The 23,717-nt window shown below is 58.9% G+C and carries 23 protein-coding genes and 1 pseudogene; 14 read left to right on the plus strand and 10 right to left on the minus strand.

Translation table 11 applies throughout. The annotated features are described in order from the left end of the window. The 5 genes and pseudogenes from AC2FNN_RS12050 to AC2FNN_RS12070 form a co-directional block, all read right to left on the minus strand. Window positions 1–641: pseudogene (locus tag AC2FNN_RS12050) on the minus strand (S-methyl-5-thioribose-1-phosphate isomerase); the annotation flags it as partial. Between the two features lie 121 nt (window positions 642–762). Continuing rightward, window positions 763–1,218: a YaiI/YqxD family protein gene (locus AC2FNN_RS12055; RefSeq protein ID WP_496758820.1), complete on the minus strand. Its 456-nt coding sequence runs from the start codon at window positions 1,216–1,218 to the stop codon at window positions 763–765. Further along, window positions 1,215–2,672 carry a Si-specific NAD(P)(+) transhydrogenase gene (gene sthA / locus AC2FNN_RS12060; RefSeq protein WP_496758821.1) on the minus strand — a complete coding sequence of 486 codons (1,458 nt, stop codon included), beginning with the start codon at window positions 2,670–2,672 and terminating at the stop codon, window positions 1,215–1,217. Before sthA ends, AC2FNN_RS12055 begins: the two co-directional genes overlap by 4 nt. Window positions 2,673–2,675: 3 nt before the next feature. Beyond that, the gene (gene fghA, locus AC2FNN_RS12065) at window positions 2,676–3,509 is read right to left on the minus strand and encodes an S-formylglutathione hydrolase (RefSeq protein ID WP_496758822.1); all 834 of its coding nucleotides are present in this window, start codon (window positions 3,507–3,509) and stop codon (window positions 2,676–2,678) included. Between the two features lie 103 nt (window positions 3,510–3,612). Further along, window positions 3,613–4,542: an AEC family transporter gene (locus tag AC2FNN_RS12070; RefSeq protein WP_496758823.1), complete on the minus strand. Its 930-nt coding sequence runs from the start codon at window positions 4,540–4,542 to the stop codon at window positions 3,613–3,615. Window positions 4,543–4,688: 146 nt separating this feature from the next. Here AC2FNN_RS12070 and AC2FNN_RS12075 point away from each other — a divergent pair, with 146 nt between their 5' ends. Next, entirely contained in the window at window positions 4,689–5,306 is a 618-nt protein-coding gene (locus AC2FNN_RS12075) for a TetR/AcrR family transcriptional regulator (RefSeq protein WP_171169500.1), read from the plus strand. 106 nt (window positions 5,307–5,412) lie between these two features. Here AC2FNN_RS12075 and AC2FNN_RS12080 read toward each other — a convergent pair whose 3' ends face one another. The 4 genes from AC2FNN_RS12080 to AC2FNN_RS12095 form a co-directional block, all read right to left on the minus strand. After that, window positions 5,413–5,670 (minus strand): hypothetical protein, encoded by a 258-nt coding sequence (locus AC2FNN_RS12080; protein ID WP_496758824.1) that lies wholly within the window; start codon window positions 5,668–5,670, stop codon window positions 5,413–5,415. A gap of 56 nt (window positions 5,671–5,726) precedes the next feature. Continuing rightward, window positions 5,727–5,978: a hypothetical protein gene (locus AC2FNN_RS12085; RefSeq protein ID WP_496758825.1), complete on the minus strand. Its 252-nt coding sequence runs from the start codon at window positions 5,976–5,978 to the stop codon at window positions 5,727–5,729. Window positions 5,979–6,389: 411 nt separating this feature from the next. Further along, window positions 6,390–7,091 (minus strand): histidine utilization transcriptional repressor HutC, encoded by a 702-nt coding sequence (gene hutC, locus AC2FNN_RS12090; protein WP_496758826.1) that lies wholly within the window; start codon window positions 7,089–7,091, stop codon window positions 6,390–6,392. Between the two features lie 78 nt (window positions 7,092–7,169). After that, entirely contained in the window at window positions 7,170–8,531 is a 1,362-nt protein-coding gene (locus tag AC2FNN_RS12095) for a formimidoylglutamate deiminase (RefSeq protein WP_496758827.1), read from the minus strand. 82 nt (window positions 8,532–8,613) lie between these two features. Between AC2FNN_RS12095 and hutI the strand changes: the two genes are divergently transcribed. From hutI to AC2FNN_RS12160, 13 genes are all read left to right on the plus strand, one after another. Next, entirely contained in the window at window positions 8,614–9,825 is a 1,212-nt protein-coding gene (gene hutI / locus AC2FNN_RS12100; protein ID WP_496758828.1) for an imidazolonepropionase, read from the plus strand. Continuing rightward, window positions 9,822–11,360 (plus strand): histidine ammonia-lyase, encoded by a 1,539-nt coding sequence (gene hutH, locus AC2FNN_RS12105; protein ID WP_496758829.1) that lies wholly within the window; start codon window positions 9,822–9,824, stop codon window positions 11,358–11,360. The genes hutI and hutH overlap by 4 nt, the downstream gene beginning before the upstream one ends. Then, a complete protein-coding gene (hutG, locus tag AC2FNN_RS12110; RefSeq protein WP_496758830.1) occupies window positions 11,357–12,151 on the plus strand; it encodes an N-formylglutamate deformylase in 795 nt (264 codons plus the stop codon). Before hutH ends, hutG begins: the two co-directional genes overlap by 4 nt. Next, complete coding sequence (hutU, locus tag AC2FNN_RS12115; RefSeq protein ID WP_496758831.1) at window positions 12,148–13,830, plus strand: urocanate hydratase; 1,683 nt, start codon at window positions 12,148–12,150, stop codon at window positions 13,828–13,830. The genes hutG and hutU overlap by 4 nt, the downstream gene beginning before the upstream one ends. Before the next feature lie 142 nt (window positions 13,831–13,972). Beyond that, window positions 13,973–15,022: a quinolinate synthase NadA gene (gene nadA / locus AC2FNN_RS12120; protein WP_496758832.1), complete on the plus strand. Its 1,050-nt coding sequence runs from the start codon at window positions 13,973–13,975 to the stop codon at window positions 15,020–15,022. 6 nt (window positions 15,023–15,028) lie between these two features. Further along, on the plus strand, window positions 15,029–16,597 hold the full coding sequence (locus AC2FNN_RS12125; RefSeq protein ID WP_496758833.1) for an L-aspartate oxidase: 1,569 nt from the start codon (window positions 15,029–15,031) through the stop codon (window positions 16,595–16,597). After that, complete coding sequence (nadC, locus tag AC2FNN_RS12130) at window positions 16,594–17,442, plus strand: carboxylating nicotinate-nucleotide diphosphorylase (RefSeq protein WP_496758834.1); 849 nt, start codon at window positions 16,594–16,596, stop codon at window positions 17,440–17,442. Before AC2FNN_RS12125 ends, nadC begins: the two co-directional genes overlap by 4 nt. Before the next feature lie 115 nt (window positions 17,443–17,557). Next, on the plus strand, window positions 17,558–18,538 hold the full coding sequence (bioB, locus tag AC2FNN_RS12135) for a biotin synthase BioB (RefSeq protein WP_496758835.1): 981 nt from the start codon (window positions 17,558–17,560) through the stop codon (window positions 18,536–18,538). Beyond that, window positions 18,535–19,668, plus strand: a complete 1,134-nt coding sequence (locus AC2FNN_RS12140) for an 8-amino-7-oxononanoate synthase (RefSeq protein WP_496758836.1) — start codon at window positions 18,535–18,537, stop codon at window positions 19,666–19,668. The genes bioB and AC2FNN_RS12140 overlap by 4 nt, the downstream gene beginning before the upstream one ends. After that, window positions 19,665–20,285: a dethiobiotin synthase gene (bioD, locus tag AC2FNN_RS12145; protein ID WP_496758837.1), complete on the plus strand. Its 621-nt coding sequence runs from the start codon at window positions 19,665–19,667 to the stop codon at window positions 20,283–20,285. The genes AC2FNN_RS12140 and bioD overlap by 4 nt, the downstream gene beginning before the upstream one ends. After that, on the plus strand, window positions 20,282–21,568 hold the full coding sequence (bioA, locus tag AC2FNN_RS12150) for an adenosylmethionine--8-amino-7-oxononanoate transaminase (protein WP_496758838.1): 1,287 nt from the start codon (window positions 20,282–20,284) through the stop codon (window positions 21,566–21,568). The genes bioD and bioA overlap by 4 nt, the downstream gene beginning before the upstream one ends. Further along, window positions 21,565–22,185, plus strand: coding sequence for a pimeloyl-ACP methyl esterase BioG family protein (locus tag AC2FNN_RS12155; RefSeq protein ID WP_496758839.1), 621 nt, complete (start codon window positions 21,565–21,567; stop codon window positions 22,183–22,185). Before bioA ends, AC2FNN_RS12155 begins: the two co-directional genes overlap by 4 nt. Further along, window positions 22,182–22,937: a methyltransferase domain-containing protein gene (locus AC2FNN_RS12160; RefSeq protein WP_496758840.1), complete on the plus strand. Its 756-nt coding sequence runs from the start codon at window positions 22,182–22,184 to the stop codon at window positions 22,935–22,937. The genes AC2FNN_RS12155 and AC2FNN_RS12160 overlap by 4 nt, the downstream gene beginning before the upstream one ends. 4 nt (window positions 22,938–22,941) lie before the next feature. Here the strand turns inward: AC2FNN_RS12160 and AC2FNN_RS12165 are convergent, their stop codons facing one another. Then, a complete protein-coding gene (locus AC2FNN_RS12165; protein ID WP_496758841.1) occupies window positions 22,942–23,715 on the minus strand; it encodes a DeoR/GlpR family DNA-binding transcription regulator in 774 nt (257 codons plus the stop codon). Window positions 23,716–23,717 lie beyond the last annotated feature (2 nt).

Genomic DNA, 23,717 nt, shown 5'->3' on the forward strand with positions numbered 1-23,717 from the left:
TGTTCGCCCAATTCCCAGGATGTCAGCGCGCCCTGGTTGCGCGGTCTGGTTTCATCCACCCAGACGTGCAGGGGGATGCCCGCGTCATGCGCGTGATACATCGGGCTTGTGGCCGTGCCCCAATCCACAGTCGCCAGCCATCCCGCGTTGCAATGCGTCAGCAACCGAACCGGCTCACCAGCGGGTTTTCGGGCGGCGATATCCTTGATCAGTTTCAACCCATGCCGGCCGATTGCAGCGTTGATCTCGACATCTTCGTCTGCAATCTCCTGCGCCAGCGACCAGGCGCGCTCGGCACGATCACCCGGAGCAAGCGGCATCAGCGCTTCTCGGCACCTGTCCAATGCCCAGCGCAGGTTGATTGCCGTGGGTCGGGTTGCATGCAAAACGTCGTACGCGGCGTCAAACGAGGCTTCTGAGCTGTCCCGAGTCATCTGCTCGGCAATTCCAAACGCAGCGGTCGCGCCTATCAAAGGTGCGCCCCTGACCCACATATCCCGTATCGCCGCTGCAAATTCATCAAGCGTTTTCAGGGTTACGACCCGAAAATCATGCGGCAACCACCTTTGGTCGATGATCCGAACCTTGCCTGCCGGTTTGTCCCACCAAATAGACCGATAATGGGTGCCTTGTACTTTCATAACGCAGTCTCCGTATTCGAAAAGCCTGATCGGAATTCCAGCACAGGGTGCGTTCTAATGAAGTACTTGTAAACGGGCGTTTCGGAATTCGGGTCAGTATTTGATCTGGCGAAAGGAATGATCATCCCTTTCTGGCAGCACGTATTTCCCGTTCCAAGGCGTCCAGAAACCGCGAGCGGTCGGCTTTGCCGAAGGGTCGCCCACCGCCGCCGGTTCCCAACGGATTGGCCGCGCGCAGATCGGCCATCAAGTCACGCATTGCCAGTTGTTGGCCAATATTTGCCGCGGTGAAGGTTTCACCATTCGGGCGCAGCACGCGTGCGCCCGATTCGACGCATTTTGCGGCCAAAGGGATGTCGGACGTTATGACGACATCCCCTGCTCCGCAGCGTTCGGCAATCCACTTGTCGGCCTCATCGGCGCCTTCGGAAACGACAATGACCTGCACCAGCGGGTTGGCCGAAGGACGAAGCCCGCCATTGGACACCAGCGCCATTGGCACTTTGTGCCGCGTCGCGACCCGTTCGGCCTCGGCTTTTACGGGGCAGGCATCGCCATCGACATACAGCGTCGTCACGCCTTCTTTGCCTCTTTCTTTGCCGGTTCCACCGGTTTCTTTTTGACCTTGAATTCCTCGGGTATGGGCATGCGGTTGAACGCATCCAGGCCCGCGATTTTATACGCTTCGGCAAGTGTCGGGTAGTTGAACGTGTTCTGAACGAAGTAGTCCACCGTACCTTTCAGGTTCAGCACGGCCTGCGCGATGTGAATCAGCTCCGTCGCGCCTTCGCCAACGATCTGGACACCCAGCACCCTGCGGGTCTTGAGCGAGAACAGCATTTTCAACATACCGTGTTCCAGCCCCATGATATGCCCGCGTGACGTCTCGCGGAACCGTGCGACACCGACCTCGTAGGGGATGTTGCGCTCCTGCAATTCTTCTTCCGACATTCCGCAGGTTGATATTTCGGGCACTGAATAGATGCCATAGGGGTACCACGGGCTTTCCGGCAGCGTGGGCGTTTCAAGCGCGTGACAGGCAGCCACGCGCCCCTGCTGCAAAGAGGTCGATGCCAGCGACGGATGTCCGATCACATCGCCCGTGGCATAGATATGCGGTACCACCGTTTGATATGTCTTGCGGTCTACCTTGATCCGGTTGCGGTGGTCTGTTTCCAACCCGACGGCATCCAGATTGAGTTTGGACGTCGCTCCCATGCGTCCGGCCGCAAACAGAAGCATTTCAGCGCGAACGTGGCGACCGTTTTCAAGGGTCACTTCCACATGTTCACCGGCGTCTTCAATCTTCTCGACAGCCGAGCCCAAACGGAGGTCGACACCGTTTTCGCGGATCTGATGGGTAAAGTCGTGGATCAACCGGCTGTCGATGAAATCCAGAAACGTGTCGCGGGGTTCAATCAGCGTCACACGCACGTCCAGAGCTGAAAACATCGTGGCATATTCCACGCCAATGACCCCGGCGCCGATAACGACCAGCGAGCGCGGAATCTCTGCCATTTCCAGAAATTCGTCACCATCCACCACCGTTTTGCCGTTGAACGGGACATAATCCGGACGATAGGTTTTCGTACCTGTCGCAATCAGGAACTTCGCGGCCGTCACACGCGTTGTCTCACCGGCATCGGTTGCGACCTCTACTTCGTGCGGCCCGACAAACCTGGCCAGACCGTCCAGGGTTTCGACGTGGTTCCTGTTGAACTGATGCTCCAACACGTCGACTTCATGGTCGAGGGTCATATGCAGGCGGGCTTTCAAGTCTTCTGCCCGGATCTGATCCTTTACCCGATAGGAACGCCCGTAAAAGCTGCGCTCGCGCCAGCCCGACAAGTTCAGAACCGTTTCGCGCAGGGTCTTGGACGGAATTGTACCGGTGTGGACAGAGACCCCACCAAAACGGTCTTTGCGGTCGATGACCAACACACGCCGTTTCAGTTTGCCTGCCTGAATCGCCGCAGAACGCCCAGAAGGCCCTGACCCTATGATGATCAGATCATAATCGTAACTGCTCATCCCTCAGTCTCCGTACAGGGCCTCGGCATGGAAAATTACGTGATCTTCCATAAACGTGGACACAAAGAAGTACGAATGATCGTAACCCGGCTGGAAGCGATACGTCGCTTGCTGGCGGCGTTCGGCGATGGCTTGCGCCAACGCTTCGGGGCGCAGAAGATCCATGAACTGATCGTTTGCACCGGTGTCAATCAGGATCGGACCGTCAAAGCCGGTTTTCTTCATCAACAAAGACGCATCGTGTTTTGCCCAAAGCGTTTCGTCGCCACCGAGATAGGCGTTCAGCTGTTTGCGCCCCCAATCCGCTCCGGTCGGGTTCGAGATCGGCGCAAAGGCTGATACCGAACGGAAGCGTCCGGGCAGGTTCATGGCAAGTGTCAGGGCGCCGTGCCCCCCCATGGAATGGCCTGTAATGGCCTGGCGTTCGCTGTCGATGGCGAAGTTTTCGAACAGCAGGGCGGGCAGCTCTTCGGCAACATAGTCCCACATCCGGAAATGCGGCGCCCAGGGTTCCTGTGTCGCGTTCACATAGAATCCCGCGCCCTGACCCAGATCGTAATCCTCGTGATCTGCGACGCCTTCACCACGCGGCGACGTATCCGGAAACACCACGGCAATTCCCTGTTCCGCGGCCCACGCCTGAGCTCCGGCTTTGGTCATTGCGTTCTCATGTGTACAGGTCAATCCCGACAAATACCAAAGAACCGGGACCGGGCCGTCCTTGGCCTCGGCTGGAAGAAACAGGCCAAAAGTCATGTCACACTTGCACGACGAGGAGGCGTGGCGGTACACGCCCTGCACACCGCCGAAACAGGCATTTTCCGAAAGGGTTTCCATCAGGCACCGTCCTTGTTTTCGAGTCGCAACATGGCTAACGATCCGCGGTCCCGACGTAAAGTCTGTGCGCCTTCGTTGAGAGTATTTTTCGAAAAGGTGAAGGTCAGAATGTGCCCGCCCAGGCGATCACCATCGGCACGGTGAGAATACTGACAATTGTGGATAGAAGGATTGCCGCCGATGCGCGATGCGGGGCAATGCCGTAATGCGCGGCCAGCATGTAAACATTGCCCGCAACAGGCAAAGCAGCGGCAGAGATCGCAACAGTTGCGGGAAAAGTATCAATTGGTATCAGCCATAAAAGTGCGACCGCAACGCAGGCCGGATGGATCACTAGTTTGCAGAAACTCAACCAGGCCGCGATCTGGACACGTTCAGCCGACTTGTCCGCCAATGATGCGCCAATAGCGAACAATGCACCCGGAGTCGCTGCACCACCGAGAATGGTCAGAAAATCGCCAAGAGGTTCAGGAACAGGCAATTGCAGCGAGGACCAGATGAGACCGGCCGAGATGGATACGATCATGGGATTGCGGACCAATCCCATTCCGATCAGCTTGAAGGTGGTCGGGGTCAATCTACCGTCACGGCCGCCATTGATCAGGATCACGATCAGGGAAGAGAACACGACCAGATCGACGGTCAGGACCAGCATCACGGGCCCGATCGCAGCCTCGGAAAACAATAGGGAAAGCATGGGCAGCCCGAGGAACCCGACATTGCCGATGGCCGCGCACTGAGCTTCGACCGCAGCGGTCGGAATGTCGAGCTTGCGCAGCCAGGCGATGGCCGACGCAAGAACGTATACGGTCATGGTTCCCAGCAGATATCCAAGGATGAGCCGGGCATTGAAAATCTCGGCAAAGGGAAGGGTGGCCGCAAAGCGAAACAGCATCGCCGACAGCGCAAAGAAAAAGACGAACTTGGTCAGATATGCCGTGGCTTCAGCCGTGAAGAACCGCGTGCGCCCCGCCCAAAAGCCCAGGCCGATAATCGCGAAAAACGGAAGGGTGCGCAGAAAGATTTCGACCATGGGCCCAGTCCTAGCACGGTTTGAACGCGCTGCAAGTACCCGACATCAAAGCAAATGCAACCTCCGCTTCGCTGAAATATTCGAGAATCGTTGTATCTAAACCGAACGGTTTATAAACTGGCGCGGCTATCGATCGAGGAGAAGACATGACCCAGACCGCCACCATCCTGCGCACCGGCCGTAAATTCGACCAGGTTCTGCGCGGGGCTCGAGAGGTTTTCATGGCGGATGGGTTTGAAGGGGCAAGTGTGGATGACATTGCCCGCGCGGCTGGCGTGTCAAAGGCAACGCTTTACAGCTATTTCCCGGACAAGCGCCTTTTGTTCATGGAAGTGGCCCAGACAGAATGCTGCCTGATGGCCGAGCGGGTCATCTCGATGATCGACGAAACCAAGCCTGCCCGCGAAGTGCTTCAGATCACGGCGACGCAATTGACGGCCTTCCTTGTGTCAGATTTCGCGCAGCAGGTTTTCAGGATCTGCGTTGCCGAACGCGACCGGTTTCCTGAACTTGGCCGTGCGTTCTATGAGGCAGGGCCGCAAAACGGCCAGCGACAGATGGCCGAGTATCTGGAAAAAGCCGTGGCCAAGGGCGAATTGGCCATTGATGATGTACATATCGCTGCCGAGCAGTTTTCCGAACTGTGCAAAGTGCGGATCTGGACCCGGGCGGCTTTTGGCATTCAAAACACGTTTACCCAGGAAGAAATAGATCAGGTCGCTGCTCAGGCCGTTGACATGTTTCTTGCCCGTTACGGGGTCTGATCCACAAAAGTGATGGCCCGCGCCCGGAACAGGGGCGCAGGCCATCGCTCACTCACCAAAACACTCGATACACAACAGTTTAAAGATGTAAGTCTTGTAAAACCCTTTACTTGATGAAAGTTCTGGCCAGACGCTTGCTGACAGGCTGTGCCTGATACGCAATCACCGCACGTTCGCCTGTGTTTACGATCAACTCCTGACCGGCAGGCACGATTTCCATGATGTGCTCTCCGGGTCTGATCACCCCGCCAATGGTCGAAGCCGCCAGATTGACGACCCGGCCGCTGGTCGGGGCCAGAATCTCGATCGTTTTGCGGCGATCCGCGGCCCCAGTAGATTGAGGACGGACCAGATCAAGCTGCATTTCAACGGCAGCCAGCTATTGGGCAATCCCTTCGTACCGAAGTTTTTGTTGGCTGATCAGGGCCAGTTGCAATTCACTGATCTGGTGTTCCGCCTGAACAATCCGGATGCGAAATCACCGCCTTCACCGATCAGCAGTTCATCGCCGTCCGCGCCGTTCAGCGCATTGGTCAGATCGCTACCGACAATCACGTCGCCATCATCCGAGCGAATGACATTCACTATTGAAAACATTACATCGGTCTCGACCTGGTTCGAGATCACGTCCTGACCGATGACACCGATGCCCCCCCAAACAAGATGGAGCAACCCGGATCAGCAAGCGTTTCGACCTGACCGCGCTGAGGTTTGAGACGTTCTGCCGCCATATTTGCCATTCCGACGATTGTACAATTGTCTCGGCCTTGGCTGCCGAGCAGTTCAAGCGGAATAACTGGCCTTTGTGTTTCATCCCGTTCAACGGGCCCAGACAACTGGGGGATCTTGGCGTCGCCACCCGTCCCAATTGCCCCAGATTTCCAATGCTGGCGAGAATTGGCGCCTACATTCTGGAAAATCCCCCGGTTGGCGTAATACCGACCTATAGGCCCGACAACGAGAACCAAAACTCGACCGCTTCGGAAGCTGAGCGGGCAAAGGTGACTGCCACAACAGGCAGAAAGGTGGGATCGAAGCGATAAGGTTTTTCTCATATGTCAAAACCTGTTCGGTGCTCTGGCCTCAATACGTGGTGCGCATCTGGTATCCCTGGTGGAAAGTCATGCGCACGAAAGTAACAGGATCGCTGCGAAACCATGTCGTGCGTTCCAACTGAAACAACGGTGTGCCGGGCGGTACCGCCAGAAACTCCTGCAAATGCCCTGTTGCGGGGACGGCAGAGAAGGCAATTTCAGCGTTTGAAAACGGCACCTCGGACAGCAGCCATTCATTCGGCCCGGTGGTCAGGAAATCTTCGTCGAGAACCTGAGGCACGGTGCTGGCGTTGATCCAGCGTTCCTCGAACTGGAATGGACGGTTGTCGGCGTGGTGCATACATTGCAGATGGACGACCTGCGCACCTTCCGGGATGCTCAACTTTGCCTGCAACCACGCGGGGCAATCGATCAGTGTTCGGCTGACCAGAGCATAGCGGTATTCGGCGTTCATTTCTTCGATGGTCTGCCGAACGACAGTGATCGGCAATTTCGCCTGCTTTACCGGTGTGGTCACAACACGCGTGCCACCCTTGCGTTTGCGGGTGACAATTCCCTGTTCGGCAAGTTCCCGCAGGGCCCGATTGACCGTCGCCCGTGCAACGCCGAATTCGGCTGCCAGTTCCATCTCGGTGGGCAACAGGCTGCCCTGCGGCCAGACACGGGTCTGAATGCGATTCACGACTTCGTCCCGAATGTCTTGAAAGCCGAGATGTTTTTGATCGGTCACGAGGTGTTCATCCAATTACGTATAAACATATTGCTATTATGAGGCCATTTCTGTCAGCCCGTAAAGGCGGCAGCAAGCTCACAGCCTCGGCAGGAGATCGGCCATGGCCCGCCGATAGTCAGATACGATCCGATCCCGAGCAATATGACGGCCCTGGCGTACCTGATGGCGACCAGCCGACCACAGATCGGTCACTACGTGATCCTTCGCGGCAAAGACCAACCCGTCAAGCAACTGTTCAGGACGCAGGGCACAAAGCGCGGGATCCTGACTGTCAATGGCAACAAGATCCGCCAGCTTCCCTTCTGCGATCTGACCCGCCGCGCGCCCCAGGGCTTGCGCACCACCCAAAGCCGCATTGCAATACAGTGTCTGTCCAACCGAACCGTCCCCTTCGACCAGGACATTGCGCGACAGATCTCGCAGGCGTTGAGAATACTCCAGCGTACGCAGTTCCTCTGTCATCGAAATCAACACGTTTGAATCCGACCCGACCCCGAAACGACCACCGGCTTCAAGAAAGACGGCGCCATTGAAGGGGCCATCCCCCAAATTGGCCTCTGTGATAGGGCAAAGCCCAGCGACCGAGCCCGTTGCGGCCATATCGCGGGTTTCCTTTTCCGTCATATGAGTGGCGTGGATGAGGCACCAGCGCTGGTTTACCGATGCATTGTTCAGCAGCCATTCCACCGGGCGGGCGCCCAGACCCTCGTGAACCTGTTCAACTTCCATGGGTTGTTCCGCAATGTGAATGTGAACAGGTCCCGTCGTTTTAGCGTCCAGAACCCGGGCAAGATCTTTCGGTGACGTCGCGCGCAAGGAATGCGGGGCAATGCCTATCTGACAGTCATCCGGCAGATCGCCCAGTGCCGCCTGCGCCTGTTCGACCAACGCCAGATAGCGGTCCACATCATTACCAAATCGTTGCTGGCCCGCTTCCAGCGGTTGCTCGCCGACCCCCGCATAGGAATAAAGTACGGGCAGATGCGTCAGCCCGATCCCCGTCTCGGCCGAAGCGGCCATGATCCGCTGGGACAACTCAGCAAGATTGCCATAAGGTGTGCCGTCTGGCTGGTGATGCAGATAATGGAATTCACCAACCGAGGCATAGCCGGCTTCCTGCATCTCCATATAGACCAGAGCGGCAATCGCCTGCACCTGATCGGGCGTCAGATGCGCGGTGAAACGATACATCAGTTCCCGCCACGTCCAGAAGCTGTCGCGACCGGCCTTTCGATATTCGGTCATCCCTGCCATCGCGCGCTGGAACGCGTGGCTGTGCAAGTTGGCCAGCGCAGGCAGCAAAGTGTCGATGCATGTATCGCCCTCTTGCGCCGCCGCGTCCTGTTGCAGCGACACTATCAGCCCTTGCCTGATTTCTATCCGCAGGTTCGTAGCCCAACCGGTGCTCAGAAATGCTCGATTAGCGAAGATAGCCATTTTTCACCTCATTTTATGCATAGACATATAAATGATAGAAATGTACTAGAAAAGAAGGAAATGCACGGGGGTTGGGAGTCACATGCAGACGCAAACGCGGGTTTTGACGGATCTTGACGCCGCAACGATGACCGAAGGCGGCGCGCCATACGGTTTGGTTTCGGATGCCGCGATCGCGCTGCAGGACGGGCGCATCGCATGGGTCGGCCCTGTTGTTGATCTTCCATCACGTTTCGCCGACCAGCCACGGGATCGAATGGGTGGGCGCCTGGTTACGCCCGCCCTGATCGATTGCCACACTCATGTGGTTCACGGTGGCCATCGCGCCGAAGAGTTCGAAATGCGCCTGAACGGCGCGAGCTATGAAGAGGTTGCGCGCGCCGGGGGTGGGATCATCTCGACGGTAAAAGCCACGCGCGCAGCCGGAGTGGAAGAGTTGGTCGCAAAAGCATTGCCGCGTGTGGACGCGATGCTGGCCGAAGGGGTATCGGTCATCGAAGTAAAATCCGGTTACGGATTGGATGACGATACTGAATTGAACATGTTGCGCGCGGCTCGGTCGTTGCCCGATCATCGCCCCGTCCGTGTTCTAACCAGTTTTTTGGGGGCTCATGCGGTGCCTCAGGACTATGAGGGCAGGGCGTCGGACTACATTCACCAGGTGTGCATTCCCACGCTTCGCGCCGCTCATGCCGAGGGATTGGTCGACGCGGTCGATGCCTTCTGTGAAGGCATCGCCTTTCAACCGGAAGAGTTGATCCCGCTTTTTGATGTCGCGACAGAGCTTGGCCTGCCGATCAAGATCCACGCCGAACAATTGTCGAATTTGGGCGGCGCAAAACTGGCTGCCGGATACGGCGCGCTATCGGCAGATCATATAGAATATCTTGATGAAGCAGGTGTTCGGGGCATGGCGCAGGCCGGTACCGTTGGCGTTATTCTGCCGGGGGCGTTCTACACTTTGCGCGAAACACAGGCGCCACCGATTGACCTGTTGCGCCGGCATGCTGTGCCCATGGCGCTTGCCACGGATTGCAACCCCGGTTCGGCGCCGATGACCTCGCTGTTGCTGGCGATGAACATGGGATGCACCCTGTTTCGCATGACGCCAGAGGAGGCCCTGCAAGGCGTGACGGTTCACGCGGCCCGTGCTCTCGGGTTGGCTGACTGCGGTCAGATCTCAGCTGGGCGGCGCGCTGATCTGGCGGTTTGGAATGTCGAACATCCTGCGGAGTTGGCCTATCGCATCGGCTTCAACCCTCTTCATACCCGCATATTCGGAGGAATATTTTGACGACCCTCACCCTTACCCCGGGCACCGTTACCCTGTCGCAACTGGAACAGGTCTTTCGCGAAGAGCGCGCTGTTCGTTTGGACCCCGCTTGCCACCCGGCCGTCGAAGAAGCGCACAAGCGCATCGCCGATGCGGCGGCGGGAGAGGTCGCCGTATACGGCGTGAACACGGGGTTCGGGAAATTGGCGAGCGTCAAAATCGCGGCCGAGGACACAGCAACCTTGCAGCGCAACCTGATCCTTAGCCATTGCTGCGGCGTGGGCCCTGCGATCCCGCGCGCCCTTGCCAGATTGATGATGGTTCTGAAATTGCTGAGCCTGGGGCGCGGGGCCTCGGGGGTTCGGCCAGAGGTGATCACCCTGCTGGAAGGGATGTTGTCCAAAGGTGTGACCCCGATAATCCCGGCGCAGGGTTCGGTCGGGGCTTCGGGTGATCTTGCGCCCTTGTCACACATGGCTGCCGTCATGATGGGCGCTGGTGAGGCCAAATTCGGTGGCGATGTGATGCCCGGTGCCGCAGCGCTGTCCAAAGCGGGTCTGCAACCGATCGAACTGGGGCCCAAAGAAGGGCTGGCGCTGATCAATGGCACCCAGTTTTCGACGGCCTTTGCACTGTCCGGCCTGTTTGGCGCGTGGCAGGCGGCGCAAAGCGCGCTGGTTACTTCGGCGCTGACGACGGATGCGATCATGGGTTCGACCGCCCCGTTGCAACCGGAAATCCACACGCTTCGCGGGCATCGCGGGCAGATTGAGGCCGGCGTGACCATGCGAGCGCTGCTGGCCGGATCGGTCATTCGTGAAAGCCATCGGGATGGCGATACCCGGGTTCAGGACCCGTATTGTATCCGCTGCCAGCCTCAGGTGGTGGGGGCCGCGATGGATGTGCTGAGGCAGGCCGCAACAACGCTGGAAATCGAGGCCAACGCGGCGACGGACAATCCTCTGGTTCTTTCGGAAACCGGTCTGATCGTTTCGGGCGGGAATTTTCATGCCGAACCCGTTGGGTTTGCCGCAGACATGATTGCGCTTGCCGTGGCCGAGATCGGGGCAATTGCACAACGCCGCATTGCGTTGATCGTCGATCCAGCGCTCAGCTTTGATCTGCCGCCTTTTCTGACGCCTAATCCGGGTCTGAATTCGGGCTATATGATCGCTGAGGTGACGACCGCCGCACTGATGAGCGAAAACAAGCATCTGGCCAATCCATGCGTGACGGACTCGACGCCCACATCGGCCAATCAGGAAGATCACGTTTCGATGGCGGCCCATGGTGCGCGGCGATTGGGGCAGATGGTTGCCAATCTTGAACGCATTCTGGGGGTCGAGCTGCTGTGTGCCACACAGGGGGTCGAGTTCCGCGCGCCACTGCCTACGAGCGAAACGTTGCAGGCCGTGATGGCACGGCTGCGTGCGGTGGTGCCGGCCTTGGGTGACGATCGCTATATGGCGCCCGAGATCGAAGCAGCCTCAGCCCTGATTGCCAGTGGTGAGATTGCCCGTGGCACAGGCATCGCCATGCCGGAACTTGGCGCATGAGCGGCCCGGTCGAGATTTCGCGCGGTGACAGCCCCATCGTGCTGGGTCTGCCACATACCGGTACCCATGTTCCGGCCACGATCGAAGCCAAGTTGAATGCGCGGGGCAAGACTTTGGCGGATACGGATTGGCATATTCATACCTTGTATGAAGGACTTCTGCCCGGTGTGACCACGGTTCGGGCGACCTTCCACCGATATGTGATCGACGCCAACCGGGACCCATCGGGCGTGTCGCTTTATCCCGGCCAGAACACGACCTCTCTTGTGCCGCTGACGGATTTTGACGGCCAGGGCATCTGGGACATCCCGCCTTCCGAAAAGGATATCCTCGAACGACGGGAAGCTTTTCATGCACCGTATCATGCCGCCCTGAAGGCCGAGCTGGAACGCGTGAAGGCGGCGCATGGGGTTGCGGTGCTGTATGATTGCCACTCGATCCGCAGTCATATTCCTTTTCTGTTCGAAGGTACTTTGCCCGATATGAGCATCGGTACGAACAATGGGGCGACCTGCGCACCGGAGATCGAAGCCATAACGCATGAATTCGCGGCGTCCTCGCCCTATACGGCTGTTCTGAATGGGCGGTTCAAGGGCGGATGGACAACGCGCCATTATGGGCGCCCCTCGGAAGGGGTTCACGCGATCCAGATGGAGTTGGCTCAGTCGGCCTACTTAAAAACTGAAGCGCCGCCCTGGGCATTTGACACCGACAAAGCCGACCGCCTGCGCCGGTGGCTCAAAGACATTCTTGACGCTATCCACGACACTGCATTGGAGCTTGCCCGATGACCGATCCTCGTAAAAACACCCGTGACATCTATCCCCCGACAGGGCCTGAACTGAACGCCAAAAGTTGGATGACCGAAGCCCCGATGCGGATGCTGATGAACAATCTGCACCCGGATGTGGCCGAGAACCCGCATGAGCTGGTTGTCTATGGCGGAATTGGCCGCGCGGCGCGGACGTGGAAGGATTTTGACACCATCGTTGCCAGCCTGAAGGATCTGGAAGAGGATGAAACGCTGGTGGTGCAGTCCGGCAAGCCGGTCGCCATCGTTCGGACGCATGCCGATGCGCCTCGGGTGCTGATCGCGAACTCGAACCTCGTGCCGCATTGGGCAAATTGGGACCACTTCAACGAGCTCGATAAGAAAGGTCTGATGATGTATGGCCAGATGACCGCTGGCTCGTGGATCTATATTGGCACACAGGGCATCGTGCAGGGCACGTATGAAACCTTTGCCGAGGCCGGGCGTCAGCACTATGGCGGTGACCTGACAGGTAAGTGGATCCTGACCGGGGGACTGGGTGGAATGGGCGGCGCGCAGCCTCTGGCCGCTGTCTTTGCAGGGGCTTGTTGTCTGGCCGTGGAATGCAACCCGGACAGCATCGACTTTCGGTTGCGTACCAAGTACCTCGACGAAAAGGCCGAGACGCTGGACGAAGCGCTGGAAATGATCGACCGCTGGACCAGGGCGGGCGAGGCGAAATCGGTCGGTTTGCTGGGCAATGCCGCCGAGATTTTTCCCGAAATCTACCGTCGCATGCAGGCGGGCGGCATGCGCCCCGATATCGTGACCGACCAGACCAGCGCCCATGATCCGGTCAACGGCTATTTGCCATTGGGCTGGAGCATGGCGCAGTGGAAAGACAAGAGGGAAAGCGACCCCAAGGCCGTGGAAAAGGCAGCCCGAGCGTCGATGAAGCAACACGTAGCCGCCATGGTCGATTTCTGGAACGCGGGTGTGCCAACCCTGGACTATGGCAACAACATCCGGCAGATGGCGCAGGACGAAGGCTTGGAAAACGCCTTTGCCTTTCCCGGTTTCGTGCCCGCCTATATCCGCCCGTTGTTCTGCCGCGGCATCGGCCCGTTCCGCTGGTGCGCGCTGTCGGGTGATCCCGAGGATATCTACAAAACCGACGCAAAGATGAAGGAACTGTTCCCCGAAAACACTCATCTGCACAACTGGCTCGACATGGCGCAGGAGCGCATCGCCTTTCAGGGCCTTCCTGCGCGGATTTGCTGGATCGGACTGGGCGATCGCCACAAGGCTGGGCTGGCATTCAACGAGATGGTCAGAACCGGAGAGTTGAAGGCACCAGTCGTCATCGGTCGTGACCACCTCGACAGCGGCTCGGTCGCGTCGCCGAACCGTGAAACCGAGGCGATGAAGGATGGCTCGGACGCCGTGTCGGATTGGCCGCTGCTGAACGCGCTGGTCAATACCGCCTCGGGCGCGACATGGGTCTCGCTGCACCACGGAGGCGGCGTTGGCATGGGTTTCAGCCAACATGCGGGTGTCGTGATTTGCGCCGACGGAACCGATGCAGCGGCCAAACGTCTCGAACGGGTTCTGTGGAACGATCCGGCTTCTGGCGTCTGGCGTCACGCAGATGCGGGTTATGAGGATGCCAGGGCCTGCGCGCGTGAACACGGGCTGCGCCTGCCGGGGATTCTGGGCTGATTTGCCATTCATCTTTGAATTTGTCTGCATGGCTTAGCGCTAACGTCTCATTTTCCGGTTTCGAACCGGGGATGTTTCCGCTAGGGCTAAGCCGTTAAGCAGCCCGCCAGGCTAACGACAACTGACAAAGGTGGCTCGCCCGTTGCTCGATATTGCACAAGTCCGCACTGTTCTTTCGGACGTCTATGACCTCGCCCCATCGGCCACGTTGGCCAATGAGATGAAAGACACGTTTGCCCGTATGGATCGTGTGATCAGCCCGCCGGATTGGGCAATTTATGCGCCATATGTGCGGGCGATCAACGCGCTCAAGAAAGAGCGTAACGCCGTGATCCTTGGGCACAATTACATGACACCGGAAATCTATCATGGTGTGTCCGATTTCGTGGGTGACAGCCTGCAACTGGCGATCAAGGCCAGTGAGGTGGAAGAGGATGTGATCGTTCAGGCCGGGGTTCATTTCATGGCCGAGACATCGAAAATTCTGAGCCCCGGGAAAACTGTTCTGATGCCCGACATGGAAGCGGGCTGTTCTTTGGCAGAATCGATTACTGCCGAAGGAATCGACGAAATGCGGGCCAAATACCCCGGCGCGCCGGTTGTGTCTTACGTGAACACCACGGCCGAGGTCAAAGCGGCCTCGGATATCTGCTGCACCTCGTCGAACGCCTTGCAAATCGTGAATGCGATGGAGAGCGATACGGTCATCATGACGCCGGATCAGTATCTGGCGCAGAATGTTGCCAATCAAAGCCACAAGAACGTGGTGTATTGGCCCGGTTCCTGCATTGTGCATGAACAATACACCGCACAGGACCTGCGCGACTTCCGCGAATGGAACCCCGGAACGCGCCTGATTGCGCACCCGGAATGCCCGCCGGATGTGGTGGCCGAGGCGGATTATTCCGGTTCAACCAGCGGGATCATCAAATATGTGCATGATGAGAAACCTGAAAAGGCGATGCTGATCACCGAATGTTCGATGGCGTCGAACATCGCGGATGAACTGCCCGAGGTCGATTTCGTAGGGCCGTGCAATATGTGCCCGTACATGAAGAAGATCACGCTTGAAAAGATCCTCTATGCGCTGCACACGATGGACGGCCAGGTCGAGGTCGCCGAAGACGTGGCAGACAAGGCCCGTAAATCTGTTCAGGCGATGATTGATCTGTCCCGCAAGCTCGGCATCTGATCGGCAATGACCGACATCACCACGGATCGCGTCATTATTGTCGGGGCCGGGATTGGCGCGCTTTATGCTGCGCTGAAACTGGCACCGCGACCTGTGGTGATCATCTCTCCTGATCCCTTGGGCGAAGGTGCAAGTTCGGCATGGGCGCAGGGTGGCGTGGCGGCGGCGATGGACCTGGCCGACAGTCCGGAAAGCCACGCCGTTGATACCGTCAATGCCGGGGCAGGCACCGTCGATCCTGACGTTGCGGATTTGGTGACGCGAGAGGCGCGGGACTATATTCTGGACCTGACCACTTTGGGCACACCATTTGATCGCACCGAGGGTGGCGGGTACGTCCTGTCCCGTGAGGCCGCGCACAGTTTCGCCCGTGTCGTGCGGGTAAAGGGGGATCAGGCCGGCAGTGAAATCATGGCCGCCCTGATCGAACGAGTGCACGAAACTGCTTCGGTGCAGGTGTTGGAAGGGGTCCTTGCCGTTGCGCTGGAAGTGACGGATGGGCGCGTGGTGGGCGTGGTTTTACAGGACGCCTCGGAAGGCGGATCCGCGCCTGTGACGCTTCGTGGATCTGCCGTATTGTTGGCGGGCGGCGGTTCTGGCGGGCTTTTTGCCCTGACGACCAATCCGGCCCGCATCCGGGGGCAGGTCATCGGAATGGCCGCACGGGCCGGGGCAATGATTGCCGACGCCGAATTCGTGCAGTTCCACCCCACCGCCATGGACGTGGGTGAAGACCCAGCCCCGCTGGCGACCGAGGCCCTGCGCGGAGAAGGGGCAATACTGATAAACAAGCACGGCGAGCGTTTCATGCAGGCCGTTCATCCTGATGCCGAGCTTGCCCCGCGCGACGTTGTGGCCCGCGCGATTTTTGCCGAGGTACAGGCTGGCAACCGCCCGATGCTGGATACCCGCAAGGCTTTGGGCGCGCAAATCAACGAACTTTTCCCGGCGGTTGCCGCATATTGCGCGCGCAACGGAATCGATCCGGTACGGGATGCGATCCCGGTCGCGCCGGCAGCGCATTACCACATGGGCGGGATTGCCACAGGTACCGATGGCCGCGCGACGTTGGACCGGTTGTGGGTATGCGGCGAGGCGTCTTCGACCGGCCTTCACGGCGCCAACCGGCTGGCCTCGAACGGTTTGCTCGAAGCATTGGTGTTTGCACGCATCTGTGCCGAGGACATTGCGCGTTCGATGCCGGACACTTCCGGGTCGGAACCTGTGACCCTTCGATTTGATCAAGCTGACATCCCTGATACGTCCGATGCGGTCAGTCTGTTGCGCACGACCATGTCGCGCGATGTTGGCGTGGTACGTGACCGCGCCGGGTTATGCCGGGCATTGCGCAGGATTGCCACGCTCGAAGAGCAGCATGGCACATGCCCGTCCTTCAGAAACATGTGTGCCACAGCAACCCTGATCGCCGCGGCGGCATTGCAGCGCGAAGAAAGCCGCGGCGCGCATGAGCGATCCGACTTTCCGGAAACTGCCGACGGCCCCGGCAAACGATCCCGGATGTATCTTAGCGACGCGCTGCACATTCGCGCCGAAGCCTGCAAGGAAATACCATGAGTTTTGCGACCCTGCCCGATCTGATCCTCGAACCCGTCATCCGTACGGCGCTGATGGAGGATCTGGGAGCATACGGTGACGTCACCACCCGCGCCGTGATCCCGCCGAACGCGACTTATACGGCCCGGCTGAATGCACGTGAGGACGCCGTCGTTTCGGGCATGCAGGTGGCGACGATTGCGTTCCGGTTGGTCGACCCGACGCTTGACGTTGAGGTGCTAGTCAAGGATGGCCAGCCCTGTCGGCGCGGCGACACGTTGATGACCATCAAAGGTTCCGCGGCCTCGATCCTGTCGGGTGAGCGGGTCGCGCTGAATTTTGCCGGTCGCCTGACCGGTATTGCCACAAAAACTGCCAGCTTTGTTCAGCAGACAAAGGGCACGAATGCCCGCATGACCTGTACCCGCAAAACCACGCCCGGACTGCGCATCGTCGAAAAACAGGCCGTGCTGCATGGCGGCGGTTTCAATCATCGCTACTCTTTGTCTGACGCGATCCTGATCAAGGACAACCACATTGCCGCCGCCGGGGGTGTACGTCAGGTTCTCGAGGCCGCCAAAGCGCAAGCCAGCCACATGATGGCCGTAGAGATCGAAGTCGATCGACTGGACCAGTTGGCCGAAGTCCTCAGGATTAGCGGCGCATCCGTCGTATTGCTGGACAACATGGATGACGAAATGCTGCGCGAAGCGGTTGCCATGGTGGACGGGCGGATGAAGACCGAAGCCAGCGGTAATGTGACGTTGGACCGGGTCGCATCGATTGCGGCGACCGGGGTCGATTACATCTCGTCCGGAGCGCTGACGCATTCCGCCCGAACCGTTGATCTGGGTCTTGATTTCTGAAAAGCGCGGCATTTCCGCTTGATTTTGGATCGTTTGCGCCAACACGGTTGCGTCTTCAGATTTTATCGATAATAAATCCACGGCAACGCAAGCTGCAGGAAGTTTTATAGATAAAATGATCATCCCTCATTCCGGCTGGACCCGAAAGTCTGCGCAAGCTGTTCATGACCTCCCGTTGATGGACCTATTGTTCCGGGCACAGACCGTGCACCGCGAGCACTTTGATCCGAACAAGATCCAGACCTCTAAGCTGCTGTCGATCAAAACCGGTGGGTGCGCCGAAGATTGCGCCTATTGCTCGCAATCGGCCCGCAACGGATCCACCCTGCCTGCATCGAAACTGATCGAGGTTCAGCGTGTGCTGGCCGAGGCCAAAAAGGCCCGCGACGGTGGTGCGACCCGGTTCTGCATGGGGGCAGCCTGGCGCGAGCCCAAGCCGCGCGATATGCCTGCTCTGGTTGCCATGGTGGAAGGCGTCAAGGCGATGGGCATGGAAACCTGCATGACGCTGGGCATGCTGGATGACACCCAGGTGGTGCAGCTGCGCGATGCCGGGCTGGACTATTACAACCACAATATCGATACGTCCGAACGTTATTATTCCGAAGTGATCACCACCCGTACTTTCGCGGACCGGATCGACACGATGAACCGGGTGCAGGAAGCCGGAATCAAGGTCTGCTCGGGTGGTATTCTGGGGATGGGCGAACACACTGGCGACCGTATCGACATGTTGCTGACTTTGGCCAACATGACCCCGCCGCCGGATTCGGTGCCGATCAACATGCTGATGCCACAGGCTGATACCCCGCTGGCTGATGCGGAACCGGTTGATCCAATCGACTTTGTGCGGATCATCGCAACCGCTCGCATCCTGATGCCCAAAGCCTATGTTCGATTGTCCGCCGGGCGCAGCGACATGAGTGACGAGATGCAGGCGATGTGCTTCTTCGCCGGCGCAAATTCCATCTTTGTCGGTGAAACTCTTTTGACAGCGGAAAACCCCGAAGAAGACACCGACTCGATCCTGTTTGCAAAACTTGGCCTTCAGGCCGAAACGGCTGAAGACCATAAGCGCACGGAAGCCGCCGAATGAAAGCAGTCGAACGACTAGAGTCCATGCTCGATGCGCTGGAAGCCCGGCACCGCCGCCGGGTTTTGATCCCGGCGCGCGGGCTGGATTTTGCGTCCAACGACTATTTGGGCTTGGCCGGGTCAAGCCTGTTGCAAGAGGCCGCACAGGCGGCGCTGGCGCGCGGCGTGCCCGTCGGCTCGGGCGGCTCGCGGCTGCTGCGGGGAAATCACCCAGAGCATGAGGCGCTGGAACACGAAGCAGCTGCGTTCTTTGGGGCCGAGGCCGCATTGTTCATGGGTGGAGGGTTTCAGGCCAATCAGGCAATCTTTTCCACCCTGCCTGCTGCCGGGGATCTGGTTTTGTATGACGAACTGGTTCACGCCAGCGCCCACGAGGGGATGCGCGCCAGCCGAGCGGATCTGCGCGCTTTTCGTCACAACGACGTCGCGGATGCGCGAAGCGTTCTGACCGAATGGCAATCCGCTGGTGGGCCGGGTCAGGTATGGATTGCTGTTGAAAGCGTCTATTCCATGGAAGGCGATCTGGCTCCGCTGGAAGATTTGTCATGTCTGGCGCGTGAAGCCCAGGCAGTTCTGATCGTGGATGAGGCGCACGCAACCGGCGTTTTCGGGGCAAATGGAAAAGGTCTGGCGCATGATCTGGGCGCTGACCTTCTGACCCTGCACACCTGCGGCAAGGGGCTTGGAGTTTCGGGAGGGCTGATCTGTGGCCCGCGGGCGATGATCGATACCCTTATCAACCGCGCACGACCCTTTATCTTTGCAACGGCGCCGTCCCCTCTGAATGCTGCTCTGGTACGGGCTGTCCTGCGTGAACTGGCCGGGAATGACGATTTGGTCACTGCTGCACGCAAACGTCTGCGTCATGCACATGATGCCGCCCGTGAAACAGGGGTGCCTGACGCGGCCTTGAACAGCCAGATCATTCCCGTCGTTCTTGGGGATGAGGCCCGCACGATGGCGATGGCACAGGCTTTGCAACATCAGGGGTTTGACATTCGCGGTATTCGCCCGCCTACCGTTCCAAAAGGCACATCCCGTCTGCGCGTCTCTATCACCGGGAATGTCAGCCCCGAGGACATTTCGACCTTGTTCGCAACCATCTCCAGCCACCAATCGGAGGCCGCATGAGCGCTCTGGTCATTGTCGGAACCGACACCGGCGTCGGAAAAACAGTTTTTTCGGCTGGCCTGACGGCGGCCCTGAACGCCACTTACTGGAAGCCGGTTCAATCGGGGCTCGAGGATGCAACGGACACGGAAACGGTCTGCACCTTGTCCGGCGTGGACGTGTTGCCCGAGGCGTATCGCCTGAACATGCCTGCCTCACCCCATCTTTCTGCCGAAGATATGGGCATAGAGATCGATCTGTCCCGGCTGGCGCTGCCGCAGGTTGACGGGCCGCTGGTTGTGGAAGGGGCAGGGGGGCTGATGGTGCCTCTGAACCGCAAGTCCTACTATCTGGATCTGATTGCCCAATGGCAGGCCCCGGTCGTTCTGGTCGCGCGCACGGCGTTGGGAACGATCAACCATACCACGTTGTCCCTGATGGCGCTCCGAGGCGCTGGGTGCGAAGTGGTCGGCGTTGCCTTTGTCGGAGATCCGGAGCCCGACGTGGAACAAACCATTGTCGAAATGAGCAAGGTTCGACACCTCGGACGTCTGCCTTATCTTGGCGACCTGACGCAGAAAAGCTTGTCAGAAGCTTTCTCGCCCATAGACGTGGCGACCATACGGAGGTTTCTGTGACCCCGCTGGAGTTTGACGCCCACCACCTTTGGCATCCCTATACCAACGTGGCCGATCCCGGTGCGATGCATCTCATCGACCGGGCCGAGGGCGTGTATCTTTATCGGGAGGACGGCGCAAAGATGATAGACGCCATGTCGTCATGGTGGTGCGCCATCCACGGCCACAAGCATCCCGAAATCACATCCGCCATGCAGTCCCAGCTGGAAAAGATGCCTCATGTGATGTTCGGGGGGCTGACGCACCATCCGGCCATTGATCTGGGGCGCAGGATGGTCGACATGTTGCCCGAGGGGCTGGACCGCATTTTCTATTGCGACAGCGGGTCTGTCTCGGTCGAAGTGTCGATGAAGATGGCGGTGCAGTATCAAATGGCCCATGGCCGCACCCGCAAATTCGAATTTGCCACAATTCGGGGCGGCTATCACGGTGACACGTGGAAAGCGATGAGCGTCTGTGACCCGGTGACGGGTATGCACGGGCTGTTCCGAGGGGCATTGTCGATCCAGCACTTCCTGCCGCGTCCCCAGGTTCGGTTGGGGGATGACTGGCCCGAAGACCCGGCGCTGAACGGATTGGAGGCGCTGGAACGACTGCTGGCCGGCAAGGGCGATCAACTCGCGGCCCTGATCCTTGAACCCGTGGTTCAAGGCGCCGGGGGCATGTATTTCTATCATCCCCAATGGCTGCGCGCGGCGCGCGCCATGTGCGATGCCCATGACGTGCTGATCATTTTCGACGAGATCGCAACCGGATTTGGCCGAACCGGCAAGCTGTTCGCCACCGATCATGCAGGCATCACCCCGGATATAATGTGTCTGGGCAAGGCATTGACCGGGGGGCATATCTCGTTTGCTGCTACCGTAACCAGCAAGCAGGTGGCGTATGGCATTGGCAACAGTGAGGCCGGAGTGTTCATGCACGGCCCGACCTATATGGCCAACCCTCTGGCCTGCGCCGCAGGTTCGGCCAGCCTCAGACTTCTGGCCGAGGGGAACTGGCAACGCCAGGTGGCCGATATCGAAGACCAGATGCGGACCGAACTGGAGCCAGCGCGCGGTTTGTCGGGCGTTGCAGATGTCAGGGTTCTGGGTGCCATTGGCGTTATCGAAATGAAGGAAACGGTTGATCCTTCGGTCGCTCATCGGCTGGCCCCTGAAACCGGAGTGTGGCTGCGCCCCTTTGCGCGCAACATCTATTGCATGCCGCCTTACATTGTTTCACCTGATGAGCTCGGCCGGATCACCAGCGCGATGGTCGCTTTGGCCGGAGGGCAGCGATGAAACACCGGTGGCTGGCGCAATCGGATAACAGCAAGTTGACATTGGTCTTCGCGGGGTGGGCGCTGGGTGCTGCCCCGTTCCGCGGGTTGACCGAAGGTGGATCTGTTCTGCTGCTGGATGACTATACCCGGCTCGATGATCCCTTGCCCGATCTGGCCGGGTATGACCGCGTCGAAATGCTTGCGTTCTCTTTCGGTGTCGCATCCGCGGCCCATTGGTTGGCCAGCACAGGGTTTCGCCCTGACCGGCTGGTTGCCGTCAGCGGTACGTTGCATCCTGCCTGCGCAGACCGAGGCATCGCGCCCGATATTGTCCGGGCCACGGCGGATCAGCTATCTTCGGCAAGTTTCATCAAGTTCTGCCGACGCGCCGGACTGTCTGCTGACATACCTGAACTGGACATCGAGCAGGCAAGAAAGGAACTTCACGCGGTCATCGAACGTGGTTCGGCGCCTGATCCCGGCTTTGATCGGATTTGGATATCAGAGCGGGACCGGATCATTCCGTCCAATGCTCAAAGGATGGCCTGGGCCGCAACCCCGGATGTGGTCAAGGGCGTCGCTGCTCCGCATATACCTTTCCAACCGGGGCAAAGCTGGGCGGAGTGGATGTCATGACCGCGCAATTGTCAGACAAGGTGCAGCGAAGCTTCAGCCGAAGCTTCCAGACTTACAACGATACAGCCAGCCAGCAGGCCTGGGTTGCCCGCAAGCTGGTTTCCGAGATGCGCCGGGTTGGCGCGCCGAACCGGTTTGATGTGGCCTTCGAGCTGGGATGCGGCACAGGCCATCTGACCCGGTTGCTGCGGCAGAACTTTGACCTTCCCGATCTTTACCTGAACGATATCGCGCCGCAGGCTCGGGCGACGGCAGATGCGGAAAAAGCGGCTTTCATGGGCGGAGACGTCCGCCTGATCGAATGGCCCGCAAAGCTGGACTTGGTCGCATCGGCCTCGATGATCCAATGGATGGAGGATCCGGCCGGTTTGCTGCAAAAGGCTGCCGAAGCGCTTGAACCCGGAGGGTGGCTGGCCATTTCGGGGTTTGGCCCATTGCAATATCAAGAGCTTGCGCAAATCGGATCGACAGCCCGTGCGCCGGGCCTTTGCCTGCCTGACACCCTTGCAGCCGCCATAGACAAGCCGTTCAAAATTCTGACGGCTGGCCAAAGCGTTCGGCCATCCTATTTTGACACACCCAGAGATGTGCTGAAGCATTTGCGCAGAACAGGGGTAAATGGCCGGGCTCAGGGTGCATGGACCCGGTCCACCTTGGCCCGGTTCGAAGCTGACTACGTGCAAAAGTTCGGAGAAGACGGCAGGGTTCCTCTGACCTACCACCCGGTGTGGGTCATTGCCGAAAAGCGTTAGGCGCTTATTCGGCGACAACAAGGTCGATTTCATTCGCCGAAAGCATCTGGTAGATATCCTCGGGCGGGTTCACATCGGTAAAGAACAGATTGATCTTGTCGGCAGGTTCCAATGTAACCGGCGCGCGCTTTCCCAGCTTTTCGCCATCGGCCACGACAATGCGGACCTGTGCGTTTTGAATGGCGACGCGGGCCAGGTTTGCTTCTTGCAAATCGTGCAGCATAAAGCCCGGATCCGCATTGACCGCCCCGACTGAAAGAACGGCGAAACGGACGTTCAAACGTTTGATCAGGTCCTGAGCTTCAACACCAAATGCGCCCCCATCGTGCGACCGCAGCTCGCCACCTGCCATGAAGACCCGGTTGTTGTTTCTTGAAGCCAATGCCTGCGCCACAAAAACCGAGTTCGTTACGACAAAGAGATCGCTGTGGTTGCAAAGCGCCTGCGCCACATAAGCGGTAGTAGAGCCGATATCGAGGAAAACGGAGTCACCGTCACTGATGACCTCGGCAACCGCTTTCGCCAGTTTCTCTTTCGCGTCAACCTTCTTGTCCAGGCGGCTTTGCAGCGACGGTTCCAGAATGTCTTCGAGAAGATGAACCCCGCCATGGACCTTGCGCACGATGCCGCGTTCTTCCAGATTGCGGACGTTTCGCCGAATGGTTTCCAGGCTGACCCCAAGTTCATTCGCCAGAACGCTTACCCGGCACGACCCGCCCGCGCGAAAAAGGGCGCGCAGGATTTCTTCTTCTCGTTGGTTTGTGGTCGGCAGGTTCATGT

It is taken from the genome of Ruegeria sp. BHSA118 (genome assembly GCF_059613405.1).

Bases quoted from the DNA above. Each gene is read 5' to 3' on its own strand.
- AC2FNN_RS12125 (WP_496758833.1), top strand. From the start codon at position 15,029: ATGACCGACATCACCACGGATCGCGTCATTATTGTCGGGGCCGGGATT.
- sthA (WP_496758821.1), bottom strand. From the start codon at position 2,672: ATGAGCAGTTACGATTATGATCTGATCATCATAGGGTCAGGGCCTTCT.
- hutU (WP_496758831.1), top strand. From the start codon at position 12,148: ATGACCGATCCTCGTAAAAACACCCGTGACATCTATCCCCCGACAGGG.
- AC2FNN_RS12080 (WP_496758824.1), bottom strand. From the start codon at position 5,670: ATGCAGCTTGATCTGGTCCGTCCTCAATCTACTGGGGCCGCGGATCGC.
- AC2FNN_RS12165 (WP_496758841.1), bottom strand. From the start codon at position 23,715: ATGAACCTGCCGACCACAAACCAACGAGAAGAAGAAATCCTGCGCGCC.
- AC2FNN_RS12140 (WP_496758836.1), top strand. From the start codon at position 18,535: ATGAAAGCAGTCGAACGACTAGAGTCCATGCTCGATGCGCTGGAAGCC.
- AC2FNN_RS12095 (WP_496758827.1), bottom strand. From the start codon at position 8,531: ATGGCTATCTTCGCTAATCGAGCATTTCTGAGCACCGGTTGGGCTACG.
- bioB (WP_496758835.1), top strand. From the start codon at position 17,558: ATGATCATCCCTCATTCCGGCTGGACCCGAAAGTCTGCGCAAGCTGTT.
- AC2FNN_RS12155 (WP_496758839.1), top strand. From the start codon at position 21,565: ATGAAACACCGGTGGCTGGCGCAATCGGATAACAGCAAGTTGACATTG.
- hutG (WP_496758830.1), top strand. From the start codon at position 11,357: ATGAGCGGCCCGGTCGAGATTTCGCGCGGTGACAGCCCCATCGTGCTG.
- hutI (WP_496758828.1), top strand. From the start codon at position 8,614: ATGCAGACGCAAACGCGGGTTTTGACGGATCTTGACGCCGCAACGATG.
- AC2FNN_RS12070 (WP_496758823.1), bottom strand. From the start codon at position 4,542: ATGGTCGAAATCTTTCTGCGCACCCTTCCGTTTTTCGCGATTATCGGC.
- bioD (WP_496758837.1), top strand. From the start codon at position 19,665: ATGAGCGCTCTGGTCATTGTCGGAACCGACACCGGCGTCGGAAAAACA.
- fghA (WP_496758822.1), bottom strand. From the start codon at position 3,509: ATGGAAACCCTTTCGGAAAATGCCTGTTTCGGCGGTGTGCAGGGCGTG.
- nadC (WP_496758834.1), top strand. From the start codon at position 16,594: ATGAGTTTTGCGACCCTGCCCGATCTGATCCTCGAACCCGTCATCCGT.
- AC2FNN_RS12160 (WP_496758840.1), top strand. From the start codon at position 22,182: ATGACCGCGCAATTGTCAGACAAGGTGCAGCGAAGCTTCAGCCGAAGC.
- AC2FNN_RS12075 (WP_171169500.1), top strand. From the start codon at position 4,689: ATGACCCAGACCGCCACCATCCTGCGCACCGGCCGTAAATTCGACCAG.